17 protein-coding genes are annotated in these 22,860 nt (G+C 51.5%); 2 read left to right on the top strand and 15 right to left on the bottom strand.

All coding sequences use genetic code 11. From position 1 onward, the window contains the following. Positions 1 to 8: 8 nt before the first annotated feature. From AC4PHM_RS13685 to AC4PHM_RS13635, 11 genes are all read right to left on the bottom strand, one after another. Positions 9 to 1,775, bottom strand: a complete 1,767-nt coding sequence (locus AC4PHM_RS13685; protein WP_492020516.1) for a V-type ATP synthase subunit A — start codon at positions 1,773 to 1,775, stop codon at positions 9 to 11. Continuing rightward, positions 1,768 to 2,409: a V-type ATP synthase subunit E family protein gene (locus AC4PHM_RS13680; RefSeq protein ID WP_492018314.1), complete on the bottom strand. Its 642-nt coding sequence runs from the start codon at positions 2,407 to 2,409 to the stop codon at positions 1,768 to 1,770. The genes AC4PHM_RS13685 and AC4PHM_RS13680 overlap by 8 nt, the downstream gene beginning before the upstream one ends. A 17-nt stretch (positions 2,410 to 2,426) precedes the next feature. Next, positions 2,427 to 2,732 (bottom strand): V-type ATP synthase subunit F, encoded by a 306-nt coding sequence (locus tag AC4PHM_RS13675; protein ID WP_492018313.1) that lies wholly within the window; start codon positions 2,730 to 2,732, stop codon positions 2,427 to 2,429. Positions 2,733 to 2,768: 36 nt separating this feature from the next. Further along, a complete protein-coding gene (locus AC4PHM_RS13670; RefSeq protein ID WP_492018312.1) occupies positions 2,769 to 3,194 on the bottom strand; it encodes an ATP synthase subunit C in 426 nt (141 codons plus the stop codon). A 97-nt stretch (positions 3,195 to 3,291) separates the two neighbouring features. Further along, the gene (locus tag AC4PHM_RS13665) at positions 3,292 to 5,277 is read right to left on the bottom strand and encodes a V-type ATP synthase subunit I (RefSeq protein ID WP_492018311.1); all 1,986 of its coding nucleotides are present in this window, start codon (positions 5,275 to 5,277) and stop codon (positions 3,292 to 3,294) included. A 6-nt stretch (positions 5,278 to 5,283) separates the two neighbouring features. Further along, the gene (locus tag AC4PHM_RS13660; RefSeq protein ID WP_492018310.1) at positions 5,284 to 6,330 is read right to left on the bottom strand and encodes a V-type ATPase subunit; all 1,047 of its coding nucleotides are present in this window, start codon (positions 6,328 to 6,330) and stop codon (positions 5,284 to 5,286) included. A 19-nt stretch (positions 6,331 to 6,349) separates the two neighbouring features. Further along, positions 6,350 to 6,685 (bottom strand): hypothetical protein, encoded by a 336-nt coding sequence (locus AC4PHM_RS13655; RefSeq protein WP_492018309.1) that lies wholly within the window; start codon positions 6,683 to 6,685, stop codon positions 6,350 to 6,352. A gap of 566 nt (positions 6,686 to 7,251) precedes the next feature. After that, positions 7,252 to 8,994, bottom strand: a complete 1,743-nt coding sequence (locus AC4PHM_RS13650) for an NADH-dependent [FeFe] hydrogenase, group A6 (RefSeq protein WP_492018308.1) — start codon at positions 8,992 to 8,994, stop codon at positions 7,252 to 7,254. A gap of 18 nt (positions 8,995 to 9,012) precedes the next feature. Next, the gene (locus AC4PHM_RS13645) at positions 9,013 to 10,779 is read right to left on the bottom strand and encodes an NADH-ubiquinone oxidoreductase-F iron-sulfur binding region domain-containing protein (protein WP_492020515.1); all 1,767 of its coding nucleotides are present in this window, start codon (positions 10,777 to 10,779) and stop codon (positions 9,013 to 9,015) included. Between the two features lie 53 nt (positions 10,780 to 10,832). Beyond that, positions 10,833 to 11,225: a (2Fe-2S) ferredoxin domain-containing protein gene (locus AC4PHM_RS13640; protein WP_492018307.1), complete on the bottom strand. Its 393-nt coding sequence runs from the start codon at positions 11,223 to 11,225 to the stop codon at positions 10,833 to 10,835. Between the two features lies 1 nt (position 11,226). Continuing rightward, the gene (locus AC4PHM_RS13635; protein WP_492018306.1) at positions 11,227 to 11,757 is read right to left on the bottom strand and encodes an NADH-quinone oxidoreductase subunit NuoE family protein; all 531 of its coding nucleotides are present in this window, start codon (positions 11,755 to 11,757) and stop codon (positions 11,227 to 11,229) included. A gap of 488 nt (positions 11,758 to 12,245) precedes the next feature. Here AC4PHM_RS13635 and AC4PHM_RS13630 point away from each other — a divergent pair, with 488 nt between their 5' ends. Further along, a complete protein-coding gene (locus AC4PHM_RS13630) occupies positions 12,246 to 12,944 on the top strand; it encodes a response regulator (protein WP_492018305.1) in 699 nt (232 codons plus the stop codon). 3 nt (positions 12,945 to 12,947) lie between these two features. After that, a complete protein-coding gene (locus tag AC4PHM_RS13625; RefSeq protein ID WP_492018304.1) occupies positions 12,948 to 14,459 on the top strand; it encodes a sensor histidine kinase in 1,512 nt (503 codons plus the stop codon). 120 nt (positions 14,460 to 14,579) lie between these two features. Here AC4PHM_RS13625 and AC4PHM_RS13620 read toward each other — a convergent pair whose 3' ends face one another. The 4 genes from AC4PHM_RS13620 to AC4PHM_RS13605 form a co-directional block, all read right to left on the bottom strand. After that, positions 14,580 to 19,307, bottom strand: coding sequence for an Athe_2463 domain-containing protein (locus AC4PHM_RS13620; RefSeq protein ID WP_492018303.1), 4,728 nt, complete (start codon positions 19,305 to 19,307; stop codon positions 14,580 to 14,582). A gap of 65 nt (positions 19,308 to 19,372) precedes the next feature. Next, complete coding sequence (locus AC4PHM_RS13615; RefSeq protein WP_492018302.1) at positions 19,373 to 20,098, bottom strand: hypothetical protein; 726 nt, start codon at positions 20,096 to 20,098, stop codon at positions 19,373 to 19,375. A 213-nt stretch (positions 20,099 to 20,311) separates the two neighbouring features. Further along, positions 20,312 to 21,982: a formate--tetrahydrofolate ligase gene (locus AC4PHM_RS13610; protein WP_492018301.1), complete on the bottom strand. Its 1,671-nt coding sequence runs from the start codon at positions 21,980 to 21,982 to the stop codon at positions 20,312 to 20,314. A 250-nt stretch (positions 21,983 to 22,232) separates the two neighbouring features. After that, positions 22,233 to 22,844 carry a DJ-1/PfpI family protein gene (locus AC4PHM_RS13605; protein ID WP_492018300.1) on the bottom strand — a complete coding sequence of 204 codons (612 nt, stop codon included), beginning with the start codon at positions 22,842 to 22,844 and terminating at the stop codon, positions 22,233 to 22,235. Between the last annotated feature and the right edge of the window lie 16 nt (positions 22,845 to 22,860).

The following is a 22,860-nucleotide window of genomic DNA, read 5'->3' as shown; positions in this document are numbered from 1 at the left end:
GTCCCCCCTTAGGCATATTTTTTAATCAGCGAGTCAAAGTAATCATCGATCTGCTCCGCGAGATCATCCAGGCCGCTCAAGTCATCATTGGGGATATCGTACTTCATTTTGATGACCCGTTCGAAGAGCGGCTCGTTACGCACCACTGATATAGGAATCCCTTTCCTGACCGCTTCCAGACCGCGCTCATAGAGGTGGGCTATGACCGTCAGCATGCGGTACTGCTTCTGAATCGGCACATAGGTGTCGTCCTTATGAAAGGCGTTCTGCTGTAAAAATCCAATTTTAAGGACTTTAGACACTTCCAGAATCAAGCGCTGATCATCCGGAAGGACATCTTCACCCACGAGCTGAACAATATCCGCCAACTTGTTTTCCTCAAACAGAAGCCGGATCATTTCCGCCCGCAGCTCAATAAGGTCCGCGCTGACATGCGTCGCGTACCACGGTGCGAGGATTTTGATATAGCCGCTGTAGCTGTTCAGCCAGTGAATCGATGGGTAGTGGCGGGCATAGGCGAGCTTTTTGTCGAGGGCCAGAAAGGCGTTGACAAAGCGTTTGGTGTTTTCCGTCACAGGCTCAGAGAAATCTCCGCCAGCCGGGGAAACGGCACCTATGATTGTGACAGAGGCGTCCCGGCCTTCCATGGTCCGGACGTAGCCTGCCCGCTCGTAAAATTCCGCAAGTCTGGACGGCAGGTAAGCCGGGTAGCCATCTTCCGCCGGCATTTCTTCCAGGCGGCCGGAGATCTCCCTCAGCGCCTCTGCCCAGCGGGAGGTGGAGTCGGCCATAATGGCGACATCATACCCCATGTCCCTGTAGTACTCCGCAATGGTAATCCCTGTATAAATACTGGCCTCGCGGGCCGCGACCGGCATATTGGAGGTATTGGCGATCAGAACTGTCCGGTCCATGATTGGGCGGCCGGATGCCGGGTCGATCAGTCTTGGAAACTGCTCCAGAACGTCCGTCATTTCATTGCCACGCTCGCCGCAGCCAATATAAACAATGATATCCGCATCGCTCCACTTGGCGAGCTGGTGCTGGGTCATGGTTTTACCGGTACCGAATCCGCCAGGTATGGCCGCGGTGCCGCCCTTGGCTATAGGGAAAAAGATATCCAGCACCCTCTGCCCCGTCAGCAGAGGTTTTGACAGCGCAAGGCGCTCGGAAACCGGCCTTGGCGATCTGACAGGCCATTCCTGCAGAAGGCAGAGCGACGTCTCATCACCTTCTCTGTTCCTGATTTTGACGAGAGGCTCTGTGATGTTATATTCCCCGGAGGGTGCGCACCAAGTCACTTCGCCCTCGACACCCGGCGGTACAATCCAGCGAAATTCAACCAGCGGGGTTTCCTGGAAGCTCGCCATACACATCCCCTGCAGGAGGTGCTGTCCCAGCGTGACATCCATCTCCACTTTCCAGAGTTTGGTCTCATCAATAGCAATCATACCGATTCCTTCATTGATAAAGCCCGGATTATTCTTTTCGATCTCCAGCAGCGGCCGTTCTATGCCGTCGAAGATATTGCCCAGCAGCCCAGGCCCAAGCTTGAGAGACAGCGGCTTTCCGGTGGATGTCACCGGTTCGCCAATTTTCAAGCCTTCGGTTTCCTCATAGACCTGAATGGTGGCGTCATTGCCCTCTATGGCGATGATCTCCCCTATCAGCTTGAGATGTCCCACCATGACCATCTCACGCATTTTATAGCCCGTCATGTCTGTGGCGCCGACAACCGGGCCATTGACCATTTTAATTCGGCCTCGATCATGCATCTGCCTCACCCCGTTCCTCCAGAAGCTCTGCAACCAGCTGCCCCATCACGACTTCAGCGTCTTCCAGCAGGATGTCAAAGGACCCGTCCAGTTTCAGTGTCCGCTCGCCGTTATAAAAAATGAGACCCCCCATGATGCCCTTTTTAACGGGCGCCCATTTTACCTTAGTCGGATCAAACCCTTGCGCTTCCATTTCGCTGGTTAGGATTCCCCCGAAACGCGAAGCATCCTCCTCCAGAATTTCAATTTCAATGCTCTTAAACTGATTCAGTTCATCGACAGACTTTTGAATGCGCTGCTTCAGAAATTCAAGATACTCCGGCGTTTTCCTGAACTCGTTCACCCGCGCCTTCAGGGCATCGCAAAGTTCCAGGACAATATCGTGCTTCAGTCTCAGCATCTGTGTTCTGACGCCGCTGAGCACTTTGGAGATCTTTTTCCTCGCGTCACCCCGGGCATTCTCTTCATTTACCTCAATAAACTTTCTGGACTTTTCCTTCAGTTTCTCTTCGTATTCTTTGACCGCTTCGATGGTTTCCTCATCAAGCTCTGAAATCTTCTCGCTATAGGACTCCTCTAGGCGATCGAGAACTATTTTCGTGAACACATCTATTTTTTCATCTACTGTAATCATTGGTCACCAACTCTCTGTTACAGTTTAATGCCGATCGAGTCGCGTATGTAGCGCGTGATGTACCCGCTGTCATATTTGCCTCCTACCGCCGGCACTTCAACAATCATTTTTTTCTTTTCCTTGAGCTTGATTGCCATGACTTCCTTTTCAATCTTGTGAAGCACCCCGCTGGACAAGACGACGATCCCAATTTCGGGATCTGCCAGTTTTCTCTCCAGCAGCTCAAGTGCCTTATCCTTGTCCTGGACGAGCTCGCCGGCAATGCCGGACAGCCTGAGGCCCATCAGTGTATCCAGATCATCGCTGATCAGAAATGACTTCATACGAACCGCTCCCTTCTGATGGCGCTGTGGTTCGGACTACAATCGGCCAAGGATCAGAATGGAAATGATCAGACCGTAAATGGCGATCCCCTCCGCAAGGCCGACGAAGATCAGGGTTTTGCCAAGGATTTTTGAATCTTCGGAGACCGCGCCGAGGGCTGAGGATCCAACCGCACCAACAGCATAACCCGCGCCGATGGTCGCAAGACCCGTGCACAGCGCCGCCGCAATAAACCCCAGGCCGCTGGCAGAGGACGCGGTACCGGTTTCTGCCGCGTAGGCGATATCCGGTACTACAAGCCCTATAGCGATCATCATGACAGGTGCAAAGATCGCTATATTCCAGCGCATAATGCGCTTCAACTGTTTCTTTTCCTTTAAGCCTTCACCAAAATAATGATACACGCCTGCCAATACCGTTCCAATCACCAGTAATACATTTAATCCAAGCAAAATTTGCATGCTAGTCTCCTCCTAGTTGGTTTTTTTATGCGAATGCGGGGCATTAGCCGCCGAGCAAAAAAAACGGTCTTTTCCGAAAGGGAAAAGAAACTACGCCTTAAACCTCTTGAAATCTCACCGGATCAAAGGCTTCGCCATCTCCGGAATAATATTTGCTGAACAGCTCGTAATACATTAGTCGAAGTCCCTGGATCATGACGATCAGCCCCTCAAGGAAAATGACTATAAGATTGCCCAGGAAAAACATCAAAATTTCTCCACCCAGGTTCCCGATCAGAGCGCCCATGGTGTGAAAAGCGACAAACAATCCGACGTGGTTGAGGGCGAAAGCGCCTACACGAATAAAGGAAATGCTGTTGGACAGGAAGCTCAGAAAAGTCTCCAGGATATCAAAGCCGCTTTCCACGTAGTATTCCGAAACTTTTTCGTGATAGAGCGGACGCGCGCCCTTAATCAGATTGGACAAGGGCTCTCGCCCAATGATGGCGCCTACACTGGCCAGAACGAGGATGACCGTTATGAGCGTCGGCAGTCCCGGCAGATCGAGGGCGATCTTCATCACCGCCTGAATCAGCGTGAGATACAGGATGAGTCCGGCAACGCCATTGCGGCCCAGCCAGCCTTCTTTCACATCTCCAAGCCGCAGCTTGTTGAGGATGCTGTAAGCAAAACTGATAAGCAATAAAAAGACCCCGACACCTACCGATACACCCAATATGGTGTTGATGTTCTCTATCGGTCTTAGGAATGGCATGAATGGAAATAATTTTGAAATCAGGTGTTCATAACCGAAAAAGCTGTCATAAAAGAAACCGAAAAAGGCCGAGCTGATGCCAAGTCTGGCCAAAATATGGAAGTACAAATTGTCTGGCGTTTTCTTTGTCAGCACCATCCCCGCCAGAAAGAGCACTATGCCTTGACCGAGGTCGCCAAACATGGCGCCGAATAAGGTCATGTAGGTGAGTCCAAAAAAGACTGTGGGGTCCGTTTCGTTATACGCGGGTGTGCCGTACATATTGACCAGCATCTCGAAGGGCCTCACCAGCCATCGGTTTTTCAGCAGTGTTGGCGGTGTATGCTTCTCGATTGCGTTGCTTGTATCATTGAACAAAACTATTGTACCCGGACCGAGCTTTTTGACCCGTTCCTCAAAATCGACTTCATCCCGTACGGGGATCCAACCTGCCAGATAAAAGAAATTTCGAGTCGTGGCAATGCTGCGCCGCATTTTTACCTTAATCCGTTCCAGAGCCAACGCATTGACGCTTGCTTGAATCTCCGTCTCGTAGGAGCGTTTGAAAACCTCCAGTTCCTTGAGTTTTTCGGCTATTTCCACTTCAATTGCTTCCTGACGCGCACGAATCCTGCGCATTGCTTCCGGTGCTTTGACTTTATAGGCATCCGGAATGGGGATTTCCTCAAAATAGACCGACCTTAGTATGCGATCCGTTTCGGCGTCAAGCTCTTTTGGCGAAATAATCAGCTCAGCCTCTCCGCGTTCGATGGTGTCCAGATGCATGACCACCGCGGTGATATTCTCATAGTTCAGCGACAGCTTATATCTGTTTTCCTTTGAGAGCACCCCCAGTCTGGCAGAGAAATGCTCCATAGTGGTGACCTCTTCGAGGTCGACCTCTGTGTCCTGAAGTTTTCCAAGACATTCCAATTCTTTGAGATGAACGCGTTCTTCACGAAGTGCTGATAAGACGCTGTAGGCGCCGCTGACCTCGTCAGTAAAGAGATCAATCTGTGTCTCTACCCGCTCCAGTGTCCAGTCCCACACAGGATCTTCAAGATAGGCGCTGTCAATTTTCTTCTCAAGGTCCAGCATCATAAGGAGCTTTTCAGCTTTTTCCATCAGCGCTTTGGGGTCCACTTGAGTTTTGTAGGGCTCAATACGGCACATGTTCAATATTTCGTCGCGGTTCTCATCCACCATGCTGAGCCTGAAGTTGCTTTCTTCTATCTCGTGATACGCGTTGACGAGCTGAATGCGCTCAAACAGAGCAATCTCTTTAAGCACGTCGTCAAGCAGCGCCAAATCCGCCACCAGATTCACCATGCTCATTTTTTCAATGGACATTCAGCTTCACCCCCTCAGTTCCCTTATTAAGAATTTCCGGCAGGCCTCGCTGCTGATGTTGTAGCGTTTGGATTCGACAATAGTGAACAGGTCGCGCATTTCATACTCGAGTCTGTGAAGGTACACCATAGGCTCTGTAATGGTCATGGGATACTCCATGCGCAATTTGTCGAACAGCTTGTAGAGATACCGGTCCATCAGGATTTCCAAGTTCAATTCAAAGTGCTCTGTTTGTTCAAACATGAAGCCGTAGGGCGATGCCCGCAGCACCCGGCTGATATCCTCCAGGGAAGGCAGGTAACACAGCTCTTTGAGCCGCTTGTAAGTAAAGTATTTGCCGTTTAGCAGCGTGTAGTTCAGGATCTCCTCCGGCAGCAGCTGGTAATACCGCCTGCCTCTGTATACCCACTGGATGTTGAGCATGTCAATATTCCGCTGCAGCACTTCTCCAATGGCCTGCTGATCCGCTGCATCGAGCTTTTCAGTGCGTTGGGACAGTTTTTTGAAATAGAGGCGGTCCAGGTTCATTTCCACATAGAACATCATTCTGGTGGGCTCTTCATCTTTATAATACTCAATCAACTGCTGGTATTCCGTCCCGGCCAGCGCAGCGGACAGTTCGTCCAGAGAAGTTGCCTGGCTGATTTTCCCATAGTCCAATTCTGAGTAAATGTGCGGGATGATTAAGTGATCCGTGATGCTGATGAGACTTTCGCGGCGGATCACCATGCGGAGAAACAATTTCAGGTTCTCAATTTCATACCGCATCAACAGGACTTTGAAGTACTCTCTGTAGGCGTCCGTGAAATAGTGGTACAGCTTTTCGTGCTTTTCGAAAGCATTGCGTTCAAAGCGGCCTTCGAGCTCGATGATGTCCACTTTCCTGGCTTCCGGCAAAATAGCGGCATACCAGGTTTCCTGCCGCAGGTAGTCCACTACCTCGTCCACGTGGTCCAGCAGCAGCAGCCTATAGTAGTCCTGATCCTTCAGAAGCTGACCTTCAAGGGCACGCACCTTCGCGTTGACGGCAGCAAATTTGCGCACATTGCTCATTGCTCCAGTCCCCCTAGCGTCATTCTTTGGTACTGATGATGGTCATTTCAAACGCTTTTCTAAGCAAAGTTTCCCTGTTTTGGTCCACCAAGGCTCTGATTCTCTGATTCTCGCGGACACCGTCTTCTCTGATTCGGTGGACCTCTGCATCTGCTTGTCCAACGATCTCGTCATAGAGCTTCTTGGCTTCTTTTCTGGCTTCATGCATGTAATCTGCTTCCATGTCCCGCTGAAGCTTTTTCAAGTCACGTTCTTTTTCTTCGCGTTGTTCCTCTTTTTGTTTCTCAAGCCGCACGCCCTGGTAATCGATTTCCAAAATTCTCGCCAGGGTCCTTTCGATGGCTTTGGATTTCAACTCGATGCGCCACCTTTCCCGATTCAACTTTATTTCTCAAGACGCCCAAAGCCAGGTATTCGAATACCTGAGAACTTTCCTTGGGGATCCTGAGAAATACTATAACCTCTATTATAGTCCTCTGAGTATAAAAAGCCAGAAGGCTTGCAAAATCCAACGATTCAATCATGATAGCTCCATTTCACGTTCAAATTTCAGGCGAAATCAATGTGCAAGATTATAAAATATGGTTATTCTGCTCAACTGCGGTGAAACTTAAGGGTTCCATCCAGTAAAATTGCCGCATTCAATTCAAAAACACGAAAAATTTACAATTTCGACTGCAAATTGAATGAAAATTGCATAAATTGAGGGCGGCTTATTCATGCCCCTTCAAATCAATTTTCATTTTAATTCAGGGGACGCGGACAGAGTTTGTTTTTGTCCGCGTCCCCAAATTCAGATTGGTGCCAGAGCTTCACACAATTCACTACAATTCAAATTTCCTATCCGCGTTTACAAAAGAAAAAACCGTGCTTCGATCACTCGAAGCACGGTCACTATAACACAGCCCTCAGGCCGCAAAATTAGATTTTCTCTTTTGGCACGTAGTGCGTATGGAGCAGCTCGTGCGCTTTTTCGCCGTAAGGCTTGCCAAGGTATTTCTCATAGAGATCAAGAACTTCCTGATTCTCATGGGATTTACGCTTGGTCTTGTTGCGGTCTTCCTGGTAGATCGCGATCTGACGCTTGCGGATGATTTCCATATCACCATGGTGATACGGCTGTCCGCCGCCGCCAATACAGCCGCCTGGGCAAGCCATAATTTCGATTGCCTGGAAGTTGCACTCGCCTGCTTTGATGCAGTCAAGAAGCTTTCTGGCATTGCCGAGACCATGAGCGATACCGATATTGAGCTCGAGGTCGCCAATTTGAACTTTGCCGGAACGGATGCCGTCGAGGCCGCGAAGCTGGGTCAGCTCCACTTGCTCAAGGGTTTCGCCGGTAAGCCACTCGTAAGCCGTACGCGCAGCAGCTTCAATAACGCCGCCGGTAGTACCAAAGATGACAGACGCGCCGGTAGATTCACCGAGCATATGGTCGAAGTCACCCTCTGGAAGGTTGGCGAAGTCAATGCATGCTTCTTTCAGCATGAGGCCATACTCACGAGTTGTGAGAACATAGTCGACGTTCTGGAGATCCTGGTGGGAAAGCTCCGTACGCTTCGCTTCTGCTTTCTTAGCGATACAAGGCATGACAGAAACGACCACGATGTCTTTAGGGTCAATGCCCTTTTTCTCAGCGTAGTAAGTCTTTGCAAGAGCGCCAAACATGATCTGCGGGGATTTACATGTAGAAGGAATGTCCAGCATATCAGGATATTGATGCTCAAAGAATTGAACCCAAGCCGGGCAGCAGCTTGTGAGAATTGGAAGAACGCCGCCGTGCTGAATACGGTGAACGAGTTCGGAAGCCTCTTCGAGGATCGTAAGGTCCGCAGCGAAGTCCGTATCATAGACCGCGTCAAAGCCAAGACGTCTGAGGGACGTCGCAAGTTTGCCGGTTGAGATGGATCCTGGAGGCATATCGAAGAGCTCGCCTACAGCAACGCGGATCGCAGGCGCAACCTGAACGATGACGTGCTTGTTAGGGTTGTTGATCTCGCGCCACACCTTATGGATGTCGTTGTTTTCAGTGAGCGCAGCTGTCGGACAGACCGCGACGCACTGACCGCAGTACGTACACGAAGTTTCTTTCATATCGAGGTTGAACGCAGGACCTACGAAAGTATTGAACCCACGGTTGACCGCAGACAGAATGCCGCAAGTCTGAACTTCGTTGCACATCGTTTCGCAGCGGCGGCACATGACGCACTTGTTAGGGTCCTTCACGATTGCGCCGGAAGACTCGTCTTTTTCAAAGTCGATGCGCTCGCCGCCCCATTTAATGTCGCGAACGCCAAGATCCGCAGCAAGCTTCTGGAGATCGCACTCCAGGTTTTTAGGGCACATGAGGCAATCTTTAGGGTGGTTGGAGAGCAAGAGCTCCACCGACATACGGCGAGCAGTAATGGCGCGCGGTGTATGTGTCGAGACATGCATACCGTCAGTGACTTTTTCAGAGCAGGCAGTGACGAGCGCAGGACGGCCCTGTACCTCTACCGTACACACACGGCAGGAAGACGCCTGGTTGACAACACCGAACTGATCCATATGAAGGTCCATATGGCAGAGCGTAGGTATGTGAATCCCCAGAGTGCGAGCGGCTTCAAGGATGGTCGTTCCTTTTGGCACCGCGATTGGGGTATCGTTAATCGTCAGTTTAATCATCTACATTCCACCTCCAAACTATGGCTTAAGGACAGCGCTGAACTTACATGCATTGAAGCATGCGCCGCAACCGATACACTTGTCCTGATCAATGACATGAACCTCTTTGACCTTGCCGCTGATGCAGTTGACCGGGCAAACGCGAGCGCAAGCTGTACAGCCAATACACTTATCAGCGATGATCGAATATTTCGCGAGCGCTTTACAAGAACCTGTCGCGCAGCGCTTGTTGAAGACGTGGTTCTCGTATTCTTCACGGAAGTATTTCATGGTGCTCAGAACCGGGTTCGGAGCTGTCTGACCGAGGCCGCAGAGCGCTGAGTCCTTGATCATGTAAGCAAGAGCCTGGAGGTTGTCGAGGTCTTCAGCAGTGCCGTGACCCTCAGTGATTCTCTCGAGGATCTCCAGCATACGCTTCGTGCCGACACGGCATGGCGTACACTTGCCGCAAGACTCATCCTTTGTAAAGTCGAGGTAGAATTTCGCGATATCGACCATACAGTTGTCTTCGTCCATAACGATCATACCGCCAGAGCCCATCATGGAGCCGATGGCTTTGAGACTGTCATAGTCGATTGGTGTATCGAGGTCTGCGGAAGTAATAACGCCGCCGGAAGGACCGCCGGTTTGAACTGCCTTGAAGGCTTTATCATTCTGGATGCCGCCGCCGATTTCATAGATGATTTCGCGAAGCGTGGTGCCCATTGGAACTTCGACGAGGCCAACGTTATTGACTTTGCCCGCGAGCGCGAAGACCTTCGTACCCTTGGACTTCTCAGTGCCAATGCTCGAGAACCACTCAGCGCCGTTCAGGAAGATTGGCGGGATGTTCGCGTAAGTTTCAACGTTATTCACGCAAGTTGGCTTATTCAAATAGCCTGCCTCTGATGGGAACGGAGGCTTCTTGGTAGGCTCGCCGCGCTTGCCTTCGACAGAGTGGATGAGCGCAGTCTCTTCGCCGCACACGAATGCGCCGGCGCCGAGCTTGATCTCAATGTCAAAGTCAAAGCCGCTGCCAAAGAGGTCTTTGCCGAGGAGTCCAAACTCTCTCGCTTGAGCAATGGCAACTTCCAGACGGTGGATTGCCAGCGGATACTCAGCGCGGATATAAATAATACCCTTAGTAGCGCCAATGATATAACCGCCAATAGCCATGGCCTCCAGCACTGAGTGCGGGTCGCCCTCGAGAATGGAACGGTCCATGAAGGCACCTGGATCTCCCTCGTCCGCGTTACAAATAATGTATTTCTGGTCACCAGGGGATCTCATGGTGAGCTCCCACTTCATACCTGTGGAGAAGCCGCCGCCGCCACGGCCACGAAGACCAGAGTCCTTGACGACTTTCGCCGCGTCTTCGCGGGTCATGCCAAGGACGTTTGCAAGGGCTTCATACCCTCTGAACGCTATGTATTCGGTAATGTTTTCAGGATCGATCATACCGCAGTTTCTGAGCGCTATGCGCAGCTGCTTTTTATAAAACGGCATGTCTCTGTGAAGGTCCATTTTTTGATTCTCGATTGGCTCGACGTAGAGCAAACGATCAACGTGACGACCTTTGATGACGTGCTCCTCGATGATGTCTTTCGCGTCTGATGCCTGAACCTGAACATAGAAAACGTTATCCGGGTGGACTTTGACGATTGGACCCTGGCCGCAGAAACCGAAACAGCCGGTTTTGACAACCTTGACTTCTTTATCATATCCCTTTTGGACAAGGATGTTTTCAAGCTCAGTGATCAGCGTGTCCGCTCCGGATGAAATACACCCCGTTCCGCCGCAGACCATGAGATGAGTTCTGATCTTAGCCACAAATTACCCTCCTTCGCTGTTCCTTTAATTTATGCTTTCACGAATGTGTTGATGACTACGCTGTCTTCGAGCATTTCTTTGTGCAAGACATAACGCGTGATGATTTCTCTGGCGCGCTTGTCGTCCACTTTGCCGAAGATGATTGGTTCATGACCAGGAAGGTTAACCTGTACGGTAGGTTCGCTGTGGCAGTAGCCGAGGCAGCCGACCTGAACAATACGAATATTGGTGAGCTCTTGCTTTTCAGTTTCATCCAAAAGCGCGCTGAGGGTTTCACGTGCGCCCGCAGCGATGCCGCAAGTCGCCATGCCAACCATAAGCTCTACGATATCTTCAGTGGATTCGCCGGTTTCGCGAAGGTTAACTTTTTTCTGAGACTCCTCACGGATGCGTTTGAGATCTTCAAGAGATTTAATCGCCATGTTATTGCTCCTTTCCGAAGTTCTTAACCACGTAAGCGTTAATGATGCCATCGACCTCGTCAAGCTTGACACGGCCATAAACCTTGTCGCCGACCAGGACAATAGGCGCGAGACCGCAAGCGCCGACACAACGGACGTCTTTTAAGGTAAAGAGCATATCCGGAGTTGTTTCGCCAGTAGTGATCCCGAGCTTGGATTTGAATTCGTCGAGGATTTTGTCAGCGCCGCGAACGAAGCATGCCGTTCCCATACAAACTGAAACGACGTGTTCCCCGACCGGATTGGTCGTGAAGAACGAGTAGAAGCTGACGACGCCAAAGACGTTGGCCGCAGGAATGTCAAGCCGCCTTGCGACGAACAACATGACTTCCTTAGGCAGATAACCGAAGAGATGCTGCGCCCGGTGAAGTACGTGAATCAAAGAGCCTTTCTTGTCTTCGAGTGTCTGGATGTAACTGTCAAGTTGATCGAATAATTCCTTTGGCAAATCTTTAACACTCACAGTTGGAATCTGTGCCAATGCCTTCGCCATTATTGCACCTTCCTTTCAACATTTCGAACTCTAATAGAATAAATGAACAAAATCATTATATCACTGACCCTCTGGTTTTGTGAATAATAAATAACAGAAATTGAAGATTATTTAACAAATAATTTAAGAATCCAGCATTTCCAACACTTTTAATATTTTTAGTCGAAATCGTTACAATTTTCACGCAATTGCGAGCCGAACATCTTCAATTTTATAAAATTTAATTCCTGTTCAGCCATTGTTAAAAAATTCATAAATATTCACGGTTCTTTTTACGAGAATCGTTTCAACTCAACATTATATTTACAGGAATGAAATATGGTATCGAGGGTGTAAATTCCGTGACCATCGGCAAAACATTAATTAAGGATTAAATATAAGGCGAAAATTTGATTCGCCCACCTTAAAAAAGTATATTAATGGAGAGAGATGGCGATAGCCGAACCAGTATTATCGCCCATTCATATCAAACTATGGGGGTCACCTTCATGTCCAACGAAAAAATTCTCGTCGTCGAAGACGAAAAAGAAATCGCCCAGATGATTCGGGATTATCTGAAAGCATCAAATTATGACGTCATCCTCGCCCATGACGGCGAAGAGGCGCTGAACACCTTTTACAGAGAGAATCCGGATCTGGTGATTCTCGACATTATGCTTCCCAAAATTGACGGCTTCGAAATCTGCAGAACCCTCCGCACAAAGTCGCCGGTGCCAATTCTGATGCTCAGCGCACGAAAGGAAGACATGGATAAGATTCTAGGTCTGGGTCTCGGTGCGGATGACTATGTCACCAAGCCTTTCAGCCCTCGAGAGCTGTTGGCCCGCGTACAGTCCCAGCTGAGGCGCTACAAGGAGCTCTCAACGACGCAGACGTCATCCAGCGCCCTGATTATTGGCGAGCTGGAGATCGATCCAAGTGCCTATACCGTTAAAGTGCGCGGCGAGTACGTTCCGTTTTCCGTCAAGGAGTTCGAGATTCTCTATTACCTCGCCAGCAACCTCAATCAGGCGCTGGCCAGAGAGAAGATCTTCGACCACGTGTGGGGCTTCAATGAGTATGGCGACATCAACACCGTGACGGTTCACGTCCGCAAGATCCGGGAAAAAATCGAGGAAGACCCTTCGAATCCGAAATATATCGAGACCGTCTGGGGGATCGGGTACAAGTTTAAAGGGGGAAAATAACCTTTGAACATTCGTTCAAAAATTATTCTCTCTTTTCTTTCCCTGCTGGTCGTGCCACTGATGATCGTCGTGCTGTCATTCCTCGTGCTGACCACCAACTTTTTCAACATCCCTGCAGTGGACAAATTTGTGTCCATCTCCTCATCCATGGACCGGGTAACAGAAGAGTTTGTCGGCAATCTGGACCGGATTGACAATTATCCGTATATGGACGGACTGCTCAGGCCCTACTACACGACTTACTTCAGGCGCCTGCTGTTTGTCGACCAGGAAAACATCATCCAGTTTGACAGCGAGCGTAAACTGATCGGGGTCGCCTTCGACAAGGTCTCCTTCTTTGAGACGAATTCAGAGGGTAATGTCACCGTCAGCATTGATTCAACCAGCCTGAGCATGATGGAGCGAAACGTCGTCAAAGGCGGGATTACCTACGGACGTCTGGTGTTCCTGCCTGACATCGACATCAAGGACGCTTATACGTTTTTCAGCTACCTGCCGTTTGCCATTATGGCCATCTTTGTCATCTCAGTCGTCACCATGATCCTGATCCTGTCCAAAATCCTGTCGGACGGCATTCTAAATCCTCTCAAGGAACTCAACCACGCCGCTGAAATGATTGCCTCCGGGGATCTGGAATACGAGATGAAGTACAAAAAGGACGACGAAATTGGCAAGTTCTGCAACGAGTTTGACCGAATGCGGCTGCGGCTCAAGGACTCCCTCGCCAAGCAGGTGGAATTCGAGCACTCCAGGCAGCAGCTGATCGCCAGCGTCTCCCACGATCTGAAAACGCCGCTGACCTCCATTCAAGGCTATGTGGAGCTGCTCGGTGACGACATTGTGGAGGATCCGGAAACCCAAAAACAATATCTCGACATCATTCGCTCCAAAAGCGCTCAACTGAACCACTTGATCGACGACCTCTTCACCTTTACCAAAATGAATCTCGACGAGTTCGTCATTGAGCTGACACCTATGGATTCCCGTGAACTGTTCGACTTTATGCTGTCCGAAAAGGAAATGGACTTCCAGGAGCGCACAGTCGAACTAAGGGTCGACCGGCCTATCCCAAGCGTTCCCATTGAAGCGGACGCCCCAAGGCTTCACCAGGTCCTCGACAATTTGATCAGCAACGCGGAGAAGTTTACAAATTCTTACATTCACATCTACACCCGCAGAACACCGGACTTTTTTGAATGGTTCGTCGAAGATGACGGCATAGGCATTCCTCAGGAAGACCTCAGCCGAATCTTTGAGCACTTTTACAAAGTGGACAAATCCCGGACCTACTCCAGTCGGGGTACAGGGCTCGGGCTAGCCATCTGCAAGCAGATCGTCGAAGCCCACGGCGGCACCATCAGTGTCCGCAGCCAGCTCGGCACAGGGACGACCTTCAAGGTCAAACTGCCCATTCTGAAAGCGAATCCGGTTCCGGCAGCCAGCCACAGCCTTGAAACTGAGCCTGGGTCTGAGCGAGAGTCAGAGCCCACGGCGGAGAACGCCTCCAAGTCGTAATTCAACAGCTAAACCCTTTTGCCAGGGAAATTGGCGGCGGCGGAAAGTCCGTTATTTGACTTCCACCGCGCCGGTTTCCTTTCTTTTTGCCCAATTTCCCATCCCGCTGAACTGCAATCCTCAAAAGATCAAATCATAAACATTCCCTGTGATCTCGATTGTGTCAAATCGATATTGCCGCACGAGGTCCGGCCAGGTGACCGTAAACTCAATCCAGTACGGCGCTTTTAGCCGATGGTCAGTCCACCCCAAAGTACTCGGCGCCAGCGGCAGCTTGTAATCCGCCCGCCAGATGCCATTCCCGGCCGCACTGAGAGGAAGCGGAAATGCCACCTCTTCCCCAAAGGCCTCCTCATAGCGATACACGCGTCCATTGGGATCCTCATACACCATGGCTTCCAGCTCCGGTGACATCCTGCAGGTGACGCTGAGTGGCTCACCCTCAGCCTCGATCTCCAGCTTCAGCATTTCGTAGGACAAAAACCGGTTGGGATTCAGCGCCATAGGCCTGCCCTGGCGGTCGATCTGCCCGCGCCAATGGTTCCAGGAACCCAGCAGTGAAGCGCCCAGGATCACCGGCGGCCTGACGGTTAAGTTTCTCAGGGCTTCTTCTGACACTCCTTTATCGTCAGTTACTTCGGCGCGCAAGGTGTAAGTTCCGTTTTTGAGGGGTTCATTGAGTTGAAACTCGAAGGCTTTTCCCGAAACCAAGCCAGCGAAGTGCTGCGTGAACGTATGTGCGGATTCTTTGTGGTCAGCGGTGACTTTGAGCGATAGAGCGCTGCCTTCGTGATCTTTGGGGAGGACCGTGACCATCGGCCGCTGTCCTGTCAGAGCGGGGTCGGGAAGAACAGAGACAAACTGGACTTCAGGCGCGGAGTTGTCCACAGTGAAAAGATAGTGGACCGAATCGCTGAGCTGGCCCTCGAGATCCCAAACGACGTAATCCGCTTCATAAGTGCCTCTCGGAAGGAGATCCGGCCAGCCATAGCTCCAATTTCCACCGGTCGCCCGGATTCGAAAATCATGTTTGACAATGCCGCGGTTCGGGTCGCTCACCGCGTGGTCCGGGTCGTAAGAAGTATCCGTCCAGTAGAGGCGGTACTGGTTCAGCAGAACGTCAAAGCGGGCTTTGAGGGTGAGACTGGCAATGGGTTTGCGATGCACCGTGAACGCCGAGCTGGCAATATTGGACTCCAAATCGAAGTCTGGCTTCGGCGTTACATCCTTCAGCTTTCTGAGCACGACAAAGTGACCTACAGAGCTCATGGTCTGAGGCGGTGTCATGGAGTAGAATGGGGTTTCCTGGCTTGGTGGCGCAGCCTGCGCGGCTTGACTAACGCCGTTTTCATCCAAATAAATAAATGTCTGGGACGACAAAGGATTGTCAAAGGCAGGATCCTGCCTCAACCCCCATACCTCTCCTTCAAGGCCGTCGCCTTCAGTTTCCACTTCGATTGTATGATAGGTCAGCGACTCATTTAGAAGCATCAGCTTATACGGCTTGACTTCATGGCGCGCTGAGATCAGTTCTATAGCTGCCGCCATGGCCTGAGCCGGACCGTCCGCTGTTAGGATCTCGGAGCCCAGACCAGTTGAAAGCTGAGCAGAACCGCCGGCCATAAGCCACTGAGCATCTGCGGTCTTCTTCAGCGCCATGGCCTCAGGCTCTGGGAGGATTTCCCCCGGCAGGGCAGAATAAACCACATAGCGGCTGGCGCCCAGGCGCAGCCACTCAGGGTCAAAAGTCTGCTCAATAGTCCTGGAAATGTCGCCTTCATAGGTGCCATAGTAACTGGATCGCCAGCGGAGGTCCGAATCCCAGACTTGCTTGGTGGTACACACTTCCCGGGTCTCATAGACGTCGACATAACCGCCATTCACATAGCAGATAAACGGATCTGCGGCCGGGCAGTACCGCCCCACCAGAACCTGCTCTGTTTCACACGTTTCAACCGTGTCGTAGCCGCCATAATCCACATAACGCCCATTGTCCTGGACACTGACGCGCTGAAGCACTCCGCTGTAACCCCCTTCCGTATATTGGAGGGTCGGCGGCGGGTACTGGGTGCCAAAGAGCTGCGTGGTTGAAGCCGGCATGCGCTCTGTGATTTCACCCAGGTCCCAGACGTGAACCAGCGCGTCCAGCCCTGAAAGCCTCAAGGTATTGGCCTGCTGGATTCGGTCTTTTCCCGCTTGTATACGCTCAGCTTCCGGCAGCTTTGGCGACAGCATCAGAAGAACATCAACCTTTTCAGGTGTTCTCGGGGTCTCGAGGTCAACGGTTTGAACCGGCCTGAGATTTTGGCACAACACTTCCCTGAGTACAGTGATCTTCCGGGTGTCGGAGGGCGTAATATAGCTTTCAAGAGTCGGCTGTCCATAGCTTTCCGCCACCTCAAGAATCGCCCTGTAAGCACCCAGCTCCTGAGGCGCGAAATCCCCAATGGTCTCCTTAGTATATTGGCCCACAAAGGCCTCATAGGTGCCATCCGCTTCCGGGTCATAATAGATTTTAATGACGGGTTCTCCGACCAGATCGCCGTCTGTGGAAGACACGTCAAGAAGAGCGCCCACCGGCTCTCCGCGGATTACGACACCCTTCAAAAAATTGAAAATGACAGCAGGCCGTTGATCCTGGATAATCACCAAGTCAAGGACTGCAGGCACGGCTTGACGTCCCAGGCTGTTGACGGCAGTCAGCTTCACCCGGTGGTGTCCCGGACTCTTGTACATCAAATGCTTCTCGACGGGTGATAAATCGAGGAGCCGTCTGGCAGTATCTGAGCCTGTTACTGCTTTATAGGAAAATGTATAGGTCGCGGGGTAAGCCGCTGCCAGCCTGGGATCCTCGGCAGCTGGAGCGTCGTTGATTATTGAAAGCTTCCGGTTGACCTTTTGATGGCCGGATAAGCTGAGTTGTGCTTTGGGCTGGGTACTGACCACTTCAATCCAGTGCTCTTCGAAGCTGATTACGCCGTCGGCGGTAGCGGCTTCCACTACGACTTTGACGTGGTCATTGGCCGCTCCCAGAAGGCCCGTGATCTCAGAAAATTTGAATTGACCGGAAAAGAAGTGTCCGCTGTCAACCGTCTGTCCGTCCACAGTGACTGTGAGTTCGGCGGTCAGGTCATGACTGGAGTGATCCTCCGCCCCATAGGGCAGCATGTCAAAGGACCATTCCGGCAGAGAAAGTTCTAGGTCTACCGCCCTGGACTCACCCCCTATGACGGCATTGAAGGCTTTCGTAATCTCGTGACTTCCTCCGCTGCCATCCACCACACGCTGAGTCACTTGGATCTGCCTGAGAATGATCCCCTCCGGCATGACGCTTTTTACAAAGTTCGTCAGCCTGACCGAAACAGCCTGATCCTTCATTGACATGGCATCCAGTTGAAAGGTGTCGGTTTGTCCTGTTTCTGGCGCTTTGAAAGTGAAATGGTAACGCGTCACAGGCCCACAGCTTTGATTGGCGTAGCTTACAGACGCCTGGTCCAAGTCTGCTCTGGAAGTTACGTGAAAGTCCGCCACAGAAAAAGCCGATTGCAAGGCCGCCTGGGGTACGGCTTCCGAGCCAATCTGACAGGTATCCGACGCTACTATAGCCGGGGACTTCGAACCAGTGAGATATGTGATGGCCGTTTCAGCCGAAAAAGTAAAGTTGCCATGGCTGTCGAGGTCCGACCTTCGCACCTGGAGCGTGGTCTCAGAAGTCAAAGTCGCGTTTTGAGCTGAGTCTATACCGTTGTAGGTCTGAAAGACTTGCGAACTCATCAGGCCTCTGGGGACTTGTGCTGGTTCGCTGAAGCGCCAGGACTGGATCTCATTTCGGGTTTGATAGAGCGACTTGCCGGTGAGATTTGACATGGCTGCCGCATCCATGAGCGTCGCTGTCAGTCTGACTTTGACGGACACTGTGTCCCGTGGCCCAAAGCGGTGGGTCCCTTTATTCAGAATCTCCACTTTGAGCGTCAGCGGTGTCTGCTGGCGGTTCTGGACGACATCCGGCAGGGAGACGGTCTGATACCAGCGTCGGTCGTCCACATAGTGCCACAGTCGGCCTTCACCGGGCATGCCGGCGCTCGGCGTCGACAGGACCACGAGATGCGCTTCCGGTAAATAGCTTCCGCCGCGCATGGGCGCTTCAGGATTTGAGGAGTTCAGGAGTGGGAATGGCAAGACCCGGTCAAACCAGCTTTGTACCACCGGATCACCTGATAGCGCCGCGTTATTCAGCGCGCTGGCATAGACGCCGGACAGAGACTGCCAGGGCAGATGAATCCATTTTTTGAAACTCATGGGTGTGCCGCTTTCGGCATCATTGGGGAAGCGCTGATTGGTAAAGACGTTGCCATCCACCGAGTAGCCATGATAGCGGTATTCCCCGGGGATATTGCCATGGCGGTAATACCCGCCCTCGACCGCCTTAAAGTCGTTCTTCTGAAGGTCAAAAGGGCTTCCATAAACCAGGAGCCCCAGGTCATTGTACAACTCCGGATTCAGTTCAAGTCGGCCGCTTGCGCCGGTTGAAGACAGATTGATCACCCCAGGCGTGCCAGCGGGGAGTTTGGGCGCGATGCTTTCGAAGGTGGCTTCATAGCCTTCGTAACAGGTGTTGTCGACGTTCCTGGGAATTGAATAGGGCAGCTGCCCGCCCTGGAGGCTTACAGCAAAACTTGGGACGACCCCCAGGCAGGAGATTATGAAAAAGAGCAGCCCTAAAATAGCGGCTGCTCCCTTGAGGTGATGTCGCGACTGAACCGCTTTGATCCGGCGACGGGATGACTCACACGCAGCCAGGCTGTTCAGTTTCTCAGTAAAGTTGCCAAACGGCTTCGAACACTGCATTATTTTTTACCGCCCTTGAGGGACTTTTGGGTGCCTTCCCGAACCTCGGGAGCCAGGGCGTCGCCTCAGAGGCCCGAAGAGGTTTTATGGGCACCGGACGACGTCTTTTCGGAAGTCGCCGTTTCAGTACAAGATTCTGTCGTCTGTGCGACAGCCTCTTCAGGCGCAGGCTGAAGGGGTGTCCTCAGCGGATTGCTTTTCGTCTTTGCCAGGGTTGTCAACGCCTCTGCCGCGGTGACCAGACGCTGGGGATGGTAATACCCGTCATTTCCGGAAGCAATGCCTGTCCACCTCAGGGCAAGGGACGCTTGATAGCCAAATCCGCTGAAGAGCTCCGCGTCCTTCCAAATCAGCTGGTCGTGATCCAGCTGTTCCGGTGTCGGCATGGTTTCATAGCCGCTGTAGGTGATCATACGGTACAAGATATCCGCCATCCGCTCCCGCGTCATTGAATTGGAGCTTAGCACTGTTCCGGGAAGAATCGTTTTCAAGGTTCTGGAGGCATAAGTTTCAAAGTAGGCGCTGCTGATTATACCATCCGGTCCAAATCTGCGGTTCAGCATTTCCACTTCATAGAGTGATAGAATCTGAGCCTCCACCAGAACACGGACATAAGGCAGCGACCAATGGGTGGATGGCCATACCGATGGCGCCCATGGGGTCGACACCGAAGCACTTTCTTCCAGCGATACGGTTTGTACCCCTGTGGTCTCTGCCCCCAGTGACAGAGTTGGATTCTGGGTGAGCAGCAATGTCGCGGCAGCGACGAGTGCGATGAGAGATTTGTGCATGAAACCGACCTCCATAGAATTGGTTATTTTTTACATCTAGAGGCATTGTCTCATGAACGTTTTAAATTGTCAATATATGTAATTTAAATTATTATTTGTAAGACAATTAAAAAAACCGCCGCAAACCAGGGGAAGCCAGTCTGCAGCGGTTGATAACACTATGGTTGTTTCACTTGGTGGGCAGTCTCAAAAGACGCCTTCACCACTCGGGATTTAGAACAAGCCTACAATTTCTCCGCTTTCGAGGATGTCGATGTGGTTCGCGGATGGAACTTTAGGCAGACCAGGCATTCTCATGATCTCCCCCGCAAGGGCTACCAGGAAGCCCGCGCCGACGGACGCCTTGACTTCGCGCACTGTGATCTTGAAGCCGCTTGGTCTTCCAAGCTTTGTTGGGTCATCTGTCAGTGAGTACTGGGTTTTAGCCATACAGATTGGGAGATGGCCAACGCCGTCCTCTTCAAACTTCTTGATATCCTTAAGCGCTTTCGATGTAAACTCTACACCGTCTGCCCCGTAGATTTCCTTGGCGATCTTTTCGATCTTTTGAACAGCAGTCAGTTCAAGGTCATACAGCGGTGCATAAGCGGATTTGCCGCTCTCTGCCACTTCGACGACTTTCTTCGCCAGCTCTACGCCGCCGTCTCCGCCTTTTGCCCAAACTTCGGACAGAACGACATTGACGCCGAGCTCATTGCAGCGATCTTCGACGAATTTCAGCTCTGCCGGTGTATCCAGCGGGAACGCGTTGATTGCGACGACGGCAGGGACGCCGTGCTTCTGGACGTTCTCGATCTGCTTCTCGAGGTTCGCGAAGCCTTTTGCAAGGGCCTCAAGGTTCTCAACGTTCAGGTCTGCCTTCTTCACGCCACCGTGGTTCTTCAGCGCGCGCACCGTTGCAACAATAACTGCTGCAGCTGGCTTCAGACCCGCCTGACGGCACTTGATGTTGAAGAACTTCTCTGCGCCAAGGTCTGCGCCGAAGCCTGCTTCCGTCACTACATAATCCCCGAGCTTGAGCGCCATCTTCGTTGCCACAACTGAGTTACAGCCGTGTGCGATGTTCGCGAACGGTCCGCCGTGGATCAGCGCAGGGGTGTTCTCAAGGGTTTGGACCAGGTTTGGCATGAGGGCATCCTTAAGAAGGAGCGCCATGGAACCCGTCGCTTCAAGCTGAGCCGCTGTGACAGGCTTATTGTCTTTGGAGTAAGCCACGATCATTTTGGCGAGTCTTTCTTTGAGGTCTTTCATGCTCGTAGAGAGGCAAAGGATCGCCATGATCTCTGAAGCAACCGCGATGTCAAAGCCGTCCTGACGGACCACGCCGTCACCTGTGTTGCCAAGGCCTACAATTGTATTTCTCAGCGCGCGGTCGTTCATGTCGATAGCGCGTCTCCAGAGGATGCGCTTCTCATCAATGTTGAGTGCATTGCCCTGGTGGAGATGGTTGTCAATCAGTGCCGCCAGCAGGTTGTTTGCTGTGGTCACCGCGTGAATGTCACCTGTAAAGTGAAGGTTGATGTCTTCCATAGGAACGACCTGAGCGTAACCGCCGCCAGCCGCGCCGCCTTTGACGCCGAAGCATGGACCAAGGGATGGCTCACGGAGTGCCGTAAACGTCTTCTTTCCAATTTTGTTAAGACCCATGCTCAGACCAACGTTGGTTGTCGTTTTGCCTTCGCCTGCTGCAGTCGGGTTGATTGCAGTGACCAGGATCAGTTTGCCGTCCGGCTTGTCAGCCATACGGTCCATGACATCCAGGTGGATCTTCGCTTTGTAGTTGCCGTAGAGCTCGAGGTCGTTCTCAGAAAGTCCGACTTTGGCGGCAACTTCCTTGATGTGAATCATTTGTGCTTCCTGTGCAATTTGAACGTCTGTTTTCATGTTGCAGATGGCCTCCTTAAAATGTTTTCAGATTGAGTTCCAAGTAGATACCTGACCTAAAATCCTTGACCTTTCACTGCGTAAAACCAAAACAAATTGCTGTACTGTGAGATCTATTCACTAAGGTTGTCTTATACTCTGTTTGTTTTTATCAATATATCACAGGATCATAAAGTTTTCAAATATATTTTTACATTTATTAAAATAATTTAGATTCGTTGAACAATAGGTAAAATTTGAACAATACTAACTAAAATATAGAGAACTCAGAATAACCCATTTCAACTCGTACCTTTCGGGCGTTTTCTGTCGAGGTCAACCGCTCAAGCAATCGAAACGCCACCTCAACCGCCGTTGATGGACAAGAAGAAGTAATCACCTTGCCATCCTCCACCAGCCTGAGATCGCGCTCAACTTTGGTCCCCATAGCTTCCAGCTGCGCCTGCCAGCGACCGCCCTCCAAATGATAGGTCGTCGATTTCAAACCGCTGAGCACACCGCTCTTCGCTATGGGAAGCGCACCCACGCACACAGACGCAATCCACTTGCCCTGGCTAGCGAAGTGACGAATCATCGAGAGCGTCCGCTCGTCATAACCGTCCTCATAAAAACCGGCCCGCTGAAATCCTCCCGGCATGGCCAGCGCGGCGAATTCGGACAAATTCAGGTCTTCCAGCTGCGTCTCAGGCTGAACTGTGAAATTCCAGGTGCACCGCAACAGCGGCCTGATCCCGGCCGTAATCAGCGGCGTCCGTTTATCACCCACCACCTGGTTCCATCCGAAGACGTCTGTAAACGCGCTGGCCTCAAGGGCTTCGAAGCCGTTAGGCAAAAATAGCAGCACCTTTTGCGCCTCTTCCAAGTTCGCATCTCCCCTT

The organism is Acidaminobacter sp. QWL-03 (assembly GCF_058683855.1).
Note: the sequence above shows the minus strand (reverse complement) of the source record. Positions and strands in the feature narration are given on the sequence as shown.

Bases quoted from the DNA above. Each gene is read 5' to 3' on its own strand.
- AC4PHM_RS13685 (WP_492020516.1), bottom strand. From the start codon at position 1,775: ATGCATGATCGAGGCCGAATTAAAATGGTCAATGGCCCGGTTGTCGGC.
- AC4PHM_RS13680 (WP_492018314.1), bottom strand. From the start codon at position 2,409: ATGATTACAGTAGATGAAAAAATAGATGTGTTCACGAAAATAGTTCTC.
- AC4PHM_RS13675 (WP_492018313.1), bottom strand. From the start codon at position 2,732: ATGAAGTCATTTCTGATCAGCGATGATCTGGATACACTGATGGGCCTC.
- AC4PHM_RS13670 (WP_492018312.1), bottom strand. From the start codon at position 3,194: ATGCAAATTTTGCTTGGATTAAATGTATTACTGGTGATTGGAACGGTA.
- AC4PHM_RS13665 (WP_492018311.1), bottom strand. From the start codon at position 5,277: ATGTCCATTGAAAAAATGAGCATGGTGAATCTGGTGGCGGATTTGGCG.
- AC4PHM_RS13660 (WP_492018310.1), bottom strand. From the start codon at position 6,330: ATGAGCAATGTGCGCAAATTTGCTGCCGTCAACGCGAAGGTGCGTGCC.
- AC4PHM_RS13650 (WP_492018308.1), bottom strand. From the start codon at position 8,994: ATGATTAAACTGACGATTAACGATACCCCAATCGCGGTGCCAAAAGGA.
- AC4PHM_RS13645 (WP_492020515.1), bottom strand. From the start codon at position 10,779: ATGGTCTGCGGCGGAACGGGGTGTATTTCATCCGGAGCGGACACGCTG.
- AC4PHM_RS13640 (WP_492018307.1), bottom strand. From the start codon at position 11,225: ATGGCGATTAAATCTCTTGAAGATCTCAAACGCATCCGTGAGGAGTCT.
- AC4PHM_RS13635 (WP_492018306.1), bottom strand. From the start codon at position 11,757: ATGGCGAAGGCATTGGCACAGATTCCAACTGTGAGTGTTAAAGATTTG.
- AC4PHM_RS13630 (WP_492018305.1), top strand. From the start codon at position 12,246: ATGTCCAACGAAAAAATTCTCGTCGTCGAAGACGAAAAAGAAATCGCC.
- AC4PHM_RS13620 (WP_492018303.1), bottom strand. From the start codon at position 19,307: ATGCAGTGTTCGAAGCCGTTTGGCAACTTTACTGAGAAACTGAACAGC.
- AC4PHM_RS13615 (WP_492018302.1), bottom strand. From the start codon at position 20,098: ATGCACAAATCTCTCATCGCACTCGTCGCTGCCGCGACATTGCTGCTC.
- AC4PHM_RS13610 (WP_492018301.1), bottom strand. From the start codon at position 21,982: ATGAAAACAGACGTTCAAATTGCACAGGAAGCACAAATGATTCACATC.